The sequence below is a fragment of the Elusimicrobiota bacterium genome (genome assembly GCA_040757695.1).
Taxonomy (GTDB): Bacteria; Elusimicrobiota; UBA8919; order UBA8919; family UBA8919; genus JBFLWK01.
Genome location: JBFLWK010000077.1, coordinates 1 through 10139 on the forward strand (window position 1 = coordinate 1; position 10139 = coordinate 10139).

Consider the following 10139-nt stretch of genomic DNA (forward strand, 5'->3'; position numbering starts at 1 on the left):
ATTATACAAAATTTGGCAAAATTTGTCGGTCGCCTTCATCCCCGCAGCAAGCTGCGGGGTATTCGGCGACATTTAAATAAATTATAATACACTTGGTCAGAATAAAGTATACATAAGTACATCAGGCAACGTCGGCATCGGGACGACAACACCTGGATATACTTTAACAGTTGCAGGAACTGCTTGGTGCACATCAGGTGCTTGGTCTGGCTCTGATATACGATGGAAAAAGGATATAACACCATTAAAAGGTTCGCTTAATAGAATTATGAATCTACAAGGAGTAAATTATTACTGGAAGACAAAAGAATTCCCCGATTTGAAATTCACTGATGACAAGCAGATAGGTCTAATTGCGCAGGATACGGAAAAAGTCATTCCAGAGATAGTTACAACCGACAACAATGGTTATAAAGGCATTTCATATGAAAAATTAACACCGGTATTAGTTGAAGCAATAAAAGAATTAAAAGCGGAAAATGACAGACAGCAAAAAGAAATAGAAGAATTAAAGGCGAGATTGCCACGCTAATGCTCGCAATGACAGCCAAGTCAAGATAAATTTAGGTTAAAGGAGTTCCTTGAATTCTTCAGGAGTTAAATTTGCAGTTTGGAGGATTGATTTTAATGTTCTGCGGTCAACTTCTTTATGATTCGGCACAGTTACTGGTAAACGCTCGGCGTGATAAAGTCGTATATGGCTTCCCTTTTGTCTCCGGATATAATATCCTGTCCTTTGAAGTGCTTTTACAATTTCGTTACCGGATAAAAGCGGAAGTTTTTCAATCATACAGCGACAGCAATTCGGACTACAGCGGTGGTATCTTTTGGAATACTCTTTTTATCTTGTTTGTAGCACTCAAGACAAAGTTCAATCGCTTCCTTGATGTTTTTCTTTGCTTCTTGAAGCGTTTTACCTTGAGATACACAGCCGGGGATTGCAGGACATTCGGCGACGATGTAGCCATCTTCACCTTTTATAAAGAAAACTTTGTAATTCATAATGAGCATAGTATCACCTCCGATATAATTATAATGAAAAATAAAAGATTTGTCAAGAAAAATTTGTATGGGAAACGGGGAGTGGGGAACAAGGAATCTTTTAGCGACGATGGATCCCCGATAGATGCATTCGGGAATGACTACACGGTTCAGTGAATAGTTACGGGGGAAAGTTATCCGTAGACCCGACCCCGTATTACAGCATTACGGGGCAGGCTTTAGTCGGCGACTTTGTCCTCCACTGAAGTGGGGACTCCAAAGTGGGGACTCCATAAAAATGGGGACTGAAAATGGGGACGGAGGAAAATAATAGGGGCGGGGATTAAGAGATTGCCACACTAATGCTCGCAATGACAGCCAAGTCAAGTGGCAAATTTAATACAAAAGTAAAATCAGGAACGGTTCTGGTTTATCGGGTGGATAAGACCACTTCTAAGGATTAAAATTCAGAAAGAATCTTTACGGATAAATGTGATTTTGTATTCAGATATAATTTTTTATCAGCAGTTATAAGTGGTGCAGACAATTTCATAGACAAGGAAGTATATACACAATCGTAGACAGAGAGGTTAGTTTTCAAAGCCAGATGAATAGCGTTTTCCATTATAGAAATAGTCGGTGTGAGAAATTTAATCCGCAAATCATAGAGGGATTTAACAGCAGTTTTTATTGCGGTTTCAGGAAACCTATTATTGTATCTCAAAACATTTGCCAATTCATAAATCAAAAGGTCGGGCTCAACAATATCAATCTTGCCAGTTTCAAATTGGTTTTTAAGAAAAATAGCTTCTTGAGTTCCATCTTCTTCAAAAAACCATTTGAGAATTACAGAAGTGTCAAGCACATAAATCATTTAACTTGTGCCTCGCGGATTTTTCGGAGAAGTTCAGTAGAATTAAATCCTTTTTCACATTTGCCAAATCGGGTTCTCAAATTATCGATGATTTTACCTGCTCTTGTAATTAAGTCCCTGTCTTTAATTTGGGATTCAATAATTTCTGTAATTGAATTTCTTTTTTCTTTTATCTGTGGCATAGTATCACCTCCAGGTTTTTTATCTGTGTGTATCAGTATCTTTATCAGTGTTTATTTATGTTACAAAAAAGTATAACAAAAATGAAAGATTTTGTCAAGGGGTTAACCATACTTATTACTTTATTATTTTGTTACTTTATTACTTGCCTTTATTCTGAAAATATGATAAACTGGCAGACGGTGAACCTTGGTGGTAGTCGGCACTTAAGTGCCGATTACATAATGGCGCAGGATGCAGTCTCGTCTTCACCAGTAGGTCAGGTGGGTTCTACAAATTATACTATCCAAACCGGGTTTATTAATCCATTTGTGGGTTCGGTTTCGTCTGCTGTGAAATCAAATACTGATAATACATACATTGCGAATGATGGAACTGTTATTAGTATCCCTGCAGGTGCTGTGAATAGTGATACATATATCACTATCTCTACATATTCAGCAGTAATACCGAAGATGGTGTATGATGAGAATATCAAAATCACAGTAACAACCGACAAAGTTGGCAAGTTCAAAGTTGTGTATTTTGCAGAGCCGACTGAACAGATATCCGCAGTATCAAGTTATCCGAACCCGTTTTATTGCGGTAGTGGAAAGAATGCTAAAATCAGATATACATTGAAAGAGGACGCAAATGTAAAAATTACAGTGATAGATTTAGCCGGTAATGTTGTGATAAGTTGGGATATAAAAGCGAGTGAAGAAGGTGGCAAAGCCGGTCAGGCAAACGAAGTAGCATGGGATGGCAGGAACTCGTTAGGTGATTATGTTACTGCAGGTGTATATCTATGCAAGATAGAGAGTAAAAACAAGAAAGTAATATGGAAGATAGGTGTGAAGTAAGGAACGCGAAACTGACGCGGAACTTAAACGCAAAACAGACGCGGAACAGGAACGCGGAACTGACACGGAAGTGATACACAGATGATAAGATTATACGATGATAAGTTGATACGAAAAAGAATAAAAACGGTTATACGGTTATACGCTGATACGGTTATACGATTTTTATATATCATCATATCATCATATCATCATATCACCTGTTTTATCCTTATCACCTTATCACCTTATCACCTTATCCCCAGCCTCTATTCTGCAACAATCACTAAAGGCACGGGTGGCACACCAGCATATTTTTTAGAACTTGGTGGTTCTGCAAGAACTTACGGGTTAGGCAGAGCATTCACCGGTATTTCAGACGATGCCGCACTGATATACTACAACCCTGCAGGATTCATCAATCTCACAGAAAAAGAAATAAAACCAACCGAAATCAAAGAAACAAGACATTCATATCTAACATTAACGCATAACCAGTTGTTTGAAGGCACAAGATTTGACAATATTTTATTTGTAACAAAACCACATCAGATGCTCGGTATCGGTGTGGGAATTATCAATATGGTTTCCCCGGCGATACAACTGCGTGATGAAAACAATTACATACTGGACGGTGAAATAAAAGATATCAATAATGCCGGGTCGGTTTCTTGTGGGATAACGGCATCAAAAAAATTAGCTCTCGGCGGAACATTGAAAATCATAAATAAAAATTTTGATGATATAAACTCAACCGGTATTGATGCGGATATCGGTGTGCTGTGTAATATCTTCAATAAGCCGAAAATATCTGCTGGAGTTTGTGCACAGAACCTGTTAGGCTATGAACTCAAACGAGAATATACAACCGATAAAGCAAAATTAAATATCAGAACAGGTCTTGGCGTAAAATTGTTTGATGAATTATTATCAGGTAGCGTGGATATCGTTACCAAGAGAAAAACAAATGAATTCCATCTCGGTGCAGAAGCTAATTTAAGCAAATACTTGAAATTGAGGTTGGGTTATGATAAAGGCAATCTTGCAGGCGGGTTTGGAATCTTATATAAACATTTTCAACTGGATTATGCAGTGTTGAATTCTAACTTCGGCTTTTCACACAGAGTTTCATTATCGGTATTATTCAAGACAGTATCAGTAAAAGAAAAAGAAACCAAACTGGTATTCAAACGAGATGATACCGGTAAAATAAACTTTGCAGTAGTAGATTTACGCGCAATCTCGCCAGTTGCAACTTCAGATGCGGTTTTTTTAAGTACATTTTTCAGGAAAGAGATACTCAAAAATGAGCAGTTCAATCTACTTGATAGAAACAATATGGACAGAATACTTGCAGAGCAAGGTTTTCAGCAAACAGGCTGCACAACCTCAGAATGCATAGTTCAGATAGGTAAACTACTGAATATGAATTATATTCTAACTGGCGATTTCGGTAAACTTGGTGATAAGTATCTCGTAACAGTTCAGATAACAGAAATAGAGTCAGGCAAAATTATTTATACCGACCGTGAGACACTCGTAACGCTTGCTCCAGAGCCCGCTGAAGATTGCGTCAAAACACTACTCTCCCGACTGTTCAACAAAACAGAATAGACAAGCCTTTTCATTATCTCACAGAAATAAACCTAGCTATATTTTTTTATTGCTATTTTTATAAAATTTTGTTATAATACTACTAACAGTTTAATGGTTGTTTGACAATTGTCTGAGCCCTGAATTTATTTCAGGGCAAAGTGACCCGAAGGGTCATCCTGAGCCGTAGGCGAAGGAACCCGAGTGGTTGTGTCGCAATTCTTGTCGCGGTCGGATTTATCCGACAAAATAAGAATATACGATGAAAGGCTTTACGCTAATTGAACTACTTGTAGCAATCGTTGTTATATCTATCGGTCTTGTTGGTGTGGTTTCATTTTATCCAGTTTTCGGTAAAGGTAGCGTAAAAACAGAACAGAAAACATTAGCAGTTAATTTGTGTCGTCAGCGAATAGAAGAAATTAAAGCAATCAGTTTCATAGCGATTTCTACAGGGAATCCATCAGCACTTTCAGATACCGTTATGCTGCAAGGTAAACCAACTACCAGACGAGTAGATGTATTTTATGTGGATACCAACAATACCGAAGTAGGTACAGCAACTAACTTAAAAAAAATACGGGTCTCTATCGCGGGTGTCAAATCGGTAACATTAAAGGCAAACTATTAGGATAAAAATGGAAAAAATACTTAAAATTCTAAGGAAAGTTGGTGAAAGGTTTACTGAATTTACTGAGAGATACATTCCTGATGCGTTTGTTATTGTGATTATTCTCAGTGGTATAACTTTTGTATTAGCGATTTTATTTGGTCAAACAGATTTTATAGGTGCTGTAAAAGCATGGGGTGATGGCTTCTGGTTTCTCTTAGAGTTTGCAATGCAGATGTGTTTAATAATGGTTACAGGCTATATTCTTGCGGTTTCAGCGCCTGTACGAAAAATTATGGATAAACTGTCATCAATACCGAATCCTGAAAAACCATACCAGACAATACTTTTAATGTCACTTTTTTCAATGATAGTTGCATGGCTTAACTGGGGATTGAGTTTAATTGGTAGTGCGATGTTTGTTTTATTTTTAGCACGAAGAAATCCAAAAGTTGATTACCGATTACTTGTTGCAGCCGCGTATCTCGGGCTTGGTTGTACCTGGCATTCAGGGCTCTCTGGCTCTGCAACACTTATTGTTGCTACACCTGACAATTTTTTAATAAAATCAGGAATACTTAAAAACCTTATTCCAACATCTCAGACCATATTTTCAGCTTTTAATCTAATTCTTACTTTATTGATTATTGTTCTAATTTCGTTATTGATGGCAGGGATGCATCCAGAAGAAGAAAAAACATTCAGAATTACCCAAGAACAACTGAATGAACTCAAACTTTACGAACCACCTGCAAAGCCGACAGGTAGGAAACTTACACCATCTGAATGGATGAACTGGTGGCCGGGATTCAATCTAATTTTTGCGTTTGTTGGTGTTATATGGCTACTGAAGTATTTTATTTACGAGAAAGGTGGCTTGACATTAAATTTAGTTAATTTCATTTTTTTGATGCTCGGCTTGATACTGCATTTTAGACCTTGGAGTTTTCTGAAAGCATGTGAAGAAGCCGGTAAAACCGTCTGGGGTGTAATAATTCAGTTTCCTTTTTATGCAGGTATATTCGGGCTTTTTAAGTTTACTCAACTGGCAACTTTTTTTACTACGCTTTTTGTTACTTTAACATCTTCAAAAACATTCCTTCTTATAACCTACTGGTATGCTGGACTTTTGAATTATCTCATCCCATCAGGTGGTTCTGAATGGGCAGTAACAGCACCGTATCTTATTCCTGCTTCTGAACGACTCGGGGTGGATTTATGGAAGACAGTAATAACATATGCCTGGGGAGATATGCTTACAGATATGATACAACCCTTCTGGGCAATAGCAATGCTTGCAGTTGCGAAACTTGAATTCAAAGAGATTATGGGCTGGCTTTTAGTTGTATTTATTGTCTATTTTTTTATTACATCCGGTGTTTTTCTTTTATTAGGATTTATATAAAAAAATGTTGCATCAACTTCAAAGAAGGACTGTTAGGAAACAGAATTGGAGTAATGAAAAGGTTATGGTTACAATGCCCGTATCGTTTAGCGGTTTCGTCTTTTTGGCTTCTATCCGTTACCGTAACCTTTTAGCACGATACGAACTTCGTTACCATCTACCCTTTTTCAACAGCGTGCAACTACCATTATCAGACAGCAAGCAATCTGTGCGGTATCCTTTAAGATGAAATGAAAGGAATAACACTGATTGAACTACTTATTAGTATCGCAATTATCAGTATTATCGCATTTGTCGGAACAAAAATTTTGCTTGCCGGGTTCAAAATGTGGTCAGCGGGTTCGTCAGGTATAGATATAGAACGGAATGCAAATATAGCAATGGAAGAAATGGTACGGATAATCAAAAACGGCCGAAAATCTACATTCGTACTCACACCGAGCAGTATCAGTTTTCTAGCAGATATGGATAGGAACTTAACTGCTGAAAGTTATTCGTTTTACAGAAACGGTCAGCAGTTAATAATGAGCAGAAACGGTCAATTAAAAGTACTTACAGAAAATGTTACAGATCTGAATTTTTCAAGCAACTCCTGTATCACAATCTCGCTTAATTTAGAAAAGAATAACCAGCGTATAAATATCAATACCGCTGTGCTACCGCGAAATTAGTAAGCAGTGCCAAAAGTTTTATGAAACCACCGAAACACTAAAACTTAGAAAAAATTTTTATTTACGAAACTTAGCCACTGTAGACGGCAATTAATTGCCGTCTACAGTGGCGGTTAAAACTGAATCAGAACCGACACTGAAGTGTCGTACAATTTCAGTTCTGGAGTCCTGAATCCTGGCCTGTCGCCAGGACATGCTTGTTTGGACTATCTTGCAGTATCGGAATTTCAAAAAGTTAACCACGAATAGACACGAATTAACGCATATTCGTAAAAAATAGTGTTCATTCGTGGTTTAATTAAAAAGGGGGTTCGGGGGCGTTAGCCCCTGACTATCTTGTATTGAAAAAATAAGATAAATAACAGATTAAAAATCCGCACTTAAACAAGTGAGGATTTTTTTATTGCCATTTTAGGAAAAATTAGAATCACTGATTACCGCTGATTTGTCATTCCCGAATGCCCATGTCGGGAATCTACGCCTTTAATGGATTCCCAATAGAACCATTTGGGAATGACACTTTGTGTCATCTGCGTTTCTTTTATCTGCGGTAATCTGCGTTTACAAAAAAAGTGCTTGACAAATCGTGAAAATATGTTATACTTTAATGTTAGGATTGGGAGGTAATTATGCCTGCTAAAATCATACTTATCGTTGAAGATGAACCGGCAGTCGCTGACTTGTTAAAATTCTTATTTGAAAAAGACGGCTATACAACTATTTCTGCATCAGATGGTGAAGAAGCAATCAGTTTAGCAACTTCTAACAAACCTGATTTGATATTGCTGGATTTGATGATTCCTAAAATTGATGGATACAGTGTCTACAGACAACTCCAGGCAGACGAAACAACAGCAAATATTCGGATAATCGTGCTGACTGCTAAAAGTGGGATGCAGGATTTGTTCCAATTTGAGAAAAATATTGTTGCCTATATGGAAAAACCATTTGATCCGAAAATACTAAGAGACAAAGTAAAAGAGGCACTGAATGGCTGAAGATGAACTTTTAATTCAACGATTAGAAAAATTAAAAAGATTAAAAAATTGTAATATAGATCCTTATCCGACTAAATTCTTAACCACGACTACAGCTAAAAAAATTCTTAATGAAATGCCCGCTGGCAATGTCGCCATCAGCGGCCGCATTTTGACAATCAGAAAAATGGGAAAAGCAACTTTTGTGACAATAAAAGATGCCACAGCAAAAATACAACTCTATATCAAACAGGATATTGTCGGGACTGATAATTACAAACTGTTTGAACTTTTTGATATAGGCGATTTTATCGGTGTAAACGGCACAGTATTTAAAACCAAAACAGGCGAGATAACTATAAAGGTAGAAAAATTTCAACTTCTGTCAAAAGCATTAAGAGGCCTGCCTGAAAAATGGCACGGACTTAAAGATATAGAAACCAGATACCGTCAGAGATATCTGGATTTAATCGTAAATGATGATGTTGCAGGAATTTTCAACAAACGGGCTAAAATTATTTCGTCAATCAGAAATTATCTTGATAAAAACGGGTTCGTTGAAGTTGAAACACCGATGATGCAATCAATTCCCGGGGGTGCGGCTGCTAAACCATTCACCACACACCATAACGCACTTGATATTGATTTGTATTTAAGAGTTGCACCTGAACTTTATCTGAAACGATTGGTCGTCGGCGGACTTGAGCGCATTTACGAATTAGGTAGAACTTTTAGAAATGAAGGTATCTCTACAAGACATAATCCGGAATTTACGATTTTAGAAATCTATCAGGCATATTCCGACTATAACGATATGATGGCTTTATGCAAAAATATTATTCAGGAAACAGCAAAAGAAATCGGTATCTCAAAAGTTTTAGTTGCTGAAAAAGAGATAAATCTTTTTGGTGACTGGAATCGGCTATCTCTGGAGACGGCATTCACAGAAGCAGGACTCAATTTTGCAGATATTTTTTCAGAAGATAAATTAAAAAAATTAGGACAGGAATTCCAAGTTGAGAATTATCAAAAAATGCCTGTACGAAAAATATTTGACCACCTGTTTGATAAACTGGTAAAGCCGAAACTTATACAACCAACATTCGTTGTTGACTGGCCTAAATTCTTGTGTCCACTGGCAAAATCAAAATCCGAAAGACCAGAAATTGCCGAAAGATTTGAACTGTTTATTGCAACTGAAGAACTTGCAAATGCATATTCAGAATTAAATGACCCTGTAGAACAGAAAAAAAGATTTGAAGAACAACTTAAAGAACGAGAAAAAGGCGACGAAGAAGCAGAATTTTACGACGAAGATTACATAAAAGCACTTGAATACGGCATGCCACCGACCGGCGGGCTCGGAATAGGCATTGACCGTCTCGTAATTCTTCTGACGCAGCAAGAATCCATAAAAGATGTCATCCTGTTCCCGCTGTTAAAACCGATTAAGTAATAGGCAACGGCCTCAACAACAAAAAGCAGTATATTGTAAGTTAACTGGTCAATCGGCGCGTAAAAAATAACTGCCGGTTTCACAGCGTTATCTGCTATGTGAAAAAAGTTAAGCGTCCAATTTTTTTGAGCGATATTACTTGCTCCGATGATAAAAAAGGAAAACCCAATGGTTGTTAAAAATGCATTGATGAAAAATTTAGAAGAATATCACAAAATTATCAGTGGTGTATTTTACAAGTATTGGAAATTATATTTGCTTGTTAATAATTATGATGCAGATAAATTTCTGTCGCTTTTCTATAGTCCCCGAGAAACATTTTTCAAATTTTGCAAAAACAATAATATAAATTATAGTTCTATTGCTGGCACAATTCAAGAGTGGACGCTGTATCATTTTTTACGCAGCGGATTAAAAGCAGTTAGCAAGGAAAATAAGGTAACAGTCGACCTGAAAAACGGCTATAAACACTATTTTTTTGAGATAGCTCGTCGGAGCCACTATAAAATATATTTGCAAATTCACTCAAATTAAAGGTTTGACCTTTAAAATCGCTCTTTGAATTTTGAAA

Annotated in this window: 13 protein-coding genes; 9 read left to right on the forward strand and 4 right to left on the reverse strand. The window is 37.0% G+C overall.

Annotated features, from left to right (window positions below; translation table 11 throughout):
- Positions 1 to 217: 217 nt before the first annotated feature.
- The gene (locus AB1349_10940; protein ID MEW6557851.1) at positions 218 to 532 is read left to right on the forward strand and encodes a tail fiber domain-containing protein; all 315 of its coding nucleotides are present in this window, start codon (positions 218 to 220) and stop codon (positions 530 to 532) included.
- Positions 533 to 568: 36 nt separating this feature from the next.
- Here AB1349_10940 and AB1349_10945 read toward each other — a convergent pair whose 3' ends face one another.
- From AB1349_10945 to AB1349_10960, 4 genes are all read right to left on the reverse strand, one after another.
- Complete coding sequence (locus tag AB1349_10945) at positions 569 to 790, reverse strand: type II toxin-antitoxin system HicA family toxin (protein MEW6557852.1); 222 nt, start codon at positions 788 to 790, stop codon at positions 569 to 571.
- Complete coding sequence (locus AB1349_10950; protein MEW6557853.1) at positions 787 to 1002, reverse strand: type II toxin-antitoxin system HicB family antitoxin; 216 nt, start codon at positions 1000 to 1002, stop codon at positions 787 to 789. Before AB1349_10950 ends, AB1349_10945 begins: the two co-directional genes overlap by 4 nt.
- A 439-nt stretch (positions 1003 to 1441) precedes the next feature.
- Entirely contained in the window at positions 1442 to 1855 is a 414-nt protein-coding gene (locus AB1349_10955) for a type II toxin-antitoxin system VapC family toxin (GenBank protein ID MEW6557854.1), read from the reverse strand.
- A complete protein-coding gene (locus AB1349_10960; GenBank protein MEW6557855.1) occupies positions 1852 to 2037 on the reverse strand; it encodes a hypothetical protein in 186 nt (61 codons plus the stop codon). Before AB1349_10960 ends, AB1349_10955 begins: the two co-directional genes overlap by 4 nt.
- A 57-nt stretch (positions 2038 to 2094) precedes the next feature.
- Between AB1349_10960 and AB1349_10965 the strand changes: the two genes are divergently transcribed.
- From AB1349_10965 to AB1349_11000, 8 genes are all read left to right on the forward strand, one after another.
- Positions 2095 to 2877 (forward strand): FlgD immunoglobulin-like domain containing protein, encoded by a 783-nt coding sequence (locus AB1349_10965; GenBank protein MEW6557856.1) that lies wholly within the window; start codon positions 2095 to 2097, stop codon positions 2875 to 2877.
- Positions 2878 to 2958: 81 nt separating this feature from the next.
- A complete protein-coding gene (locus AB1349_10970; GenBank protein MEW6557857.1) occupies positions 2959 to 4470 on the forward strand; it encodes a hypothetical protein in 1512 nt (503 codons plus the stop codon).
- A 241-nt stretch (positions 4471 to 4711) separates the two neighbouring features.
- Positions 4712 to 5080 (forward strand): type II secretion system protein, encoded by a 369-nt coding sequence (locus AB1349_10975; GenBank protein MEW6557858.1) that lies wholly within the window; start codon positions 4712 to 4714, stop codon positions 5078 to 5080.
- 7 nt (positions 5081 to 5087) lie between these two features.
- Positions 5088 to 6464: a TIGR00366 family protein gene (locus AB1349_10980; GenBank protein ID MEW6557859.1), complete on the forward strand. Its 1377-nt coding sequence runs from the start codon at positions 5088 to 5090 to the stop codon at positions 6462 to 6464.
- A 230-nt stretch (positions 6465 to 6694) separates the two neighbouring features.
- Complete coding sequence (locus AB1349_10985) at positions 6695 to 7135, forward strand: prepilin-type N-terminal cleavage/methylation domain-containing protein (protein ID MEW6557860.1); 441 nt, start codon at positions 6695 to 6697, stop codon at positions 7133 to 7135.
- A gap of 629 nt (positions 7136 to 7764) precedes the next feature.
- Positions 7765 to 8133 (forward strand): response regulator, encoded by a 369-nt coding sequence (locus AB1349_10990; GenBank protein MEW6557861.1) that lies wholly within the window; start codon positions 7765 to 7767, stop codon positions 8131 to 8133.
- Entirely contained in the window at positions 8126 to 9568 is a 1443-nt protein-coding gene (lysS, locus tag AB1349_10995) for a lysine--tRNA ligase (GenBank protein MEW6557862.1), read from the forward strand. Before AB1349_10990 ends, lysS begins: the two co-directional genes overlap by 8 nt.
- 147 nt (positions 9569 to 9715) lie before the next feature.
- Complete coding sequence (locus tag AB1349_11000) at positions 9716 to 10102, forward strand: hypothetical protein (GenBank protein MEW6557863.1); 387 nt, start codon at positions 9716 to 9718, stop codon at positions 10100 to 10102.
- Positions 10103 to 10139 lie beyond the last annotated feature (37 nt).

Coding starts and splice junctions, on each gene's coding strand:
- AB1349_10945 (MEW6557852.1), bottom strand. CDS start 790: ATGATTGAAAAACTTCCGCTTTTATCCGGTAACGAAATTGTAAAAGCA.
- AB1349_10950 (MEW6557853.1), bottom strand. CDS start 1,002: ATGAATTACAAAGTTTTCTTTATAAAAGGTGAAGATGGCTACATCGTC.
- AB1349_10955 (MEW6557854.1), bottom strand. CDS start 1,855: ATGATTTATGTGCTTGACACTTCTGTAATTCTCAAATGGTTTTTTGAA.
- AB1349_10960 (MEW6557855.1), bottom strand. CDS start 2,037: ATGCCACAGATAAAAGAAAAAAGAAATTCAATTACAGAAATTATTGAA.
- AB1349_10965 (MEW6557856.1), top strand. CDS start 2,095: ATGTTACAAAAAAGTATAACAAAAATGAAAGATTTTGTCAAGGGGTTA.
- AB1349_10970 (MEW6557857.1), top strand. CDS start 2,959: ATGATAAGATTATACGATGATAAGTTGATACGAAAAAGAATAAAAACG.
- AB1349_10975 (MEW6557858.1), top strand. CDS start 4,712: ATGAAAGGCTTTACGCTAATTGAACTACTTGTAGCAATCGTTGTTATA.
- AB1349_10980 (MEW6557859.1), top strand. CDS start 5,088: ATGGAAAAAATACTTAAAATTCTAAGGAAAGTTGGTGAAAGGTTTACT.
- AB1349_10985 (MEW6557860.1), top strand. CDS start 6,695: ATGAAAGGAATAACACTGATTGAACTACTTATTAGTATCGCAATTATC.
- AB1349_10990 (MEW6557861.1), top strand. CDS start 7,765: ATGCCTGCTAAAATCATACTTATCGTTGAAGATGAACCGGCAGTCGCT.
- lysS (MEW6557862.1), top strand. CDS start 8,126: ATGGCTGAAGATGAACTTTTAATTCAACGATTAGAAAAATTAAAAAGA.
- AB1349_11000 (MEW6557863.1), top strand. CDS start 9,716: ATGATAAAAAAGGAAAACCCAATGGTTGTTAAAAATGCATTGATGAAA.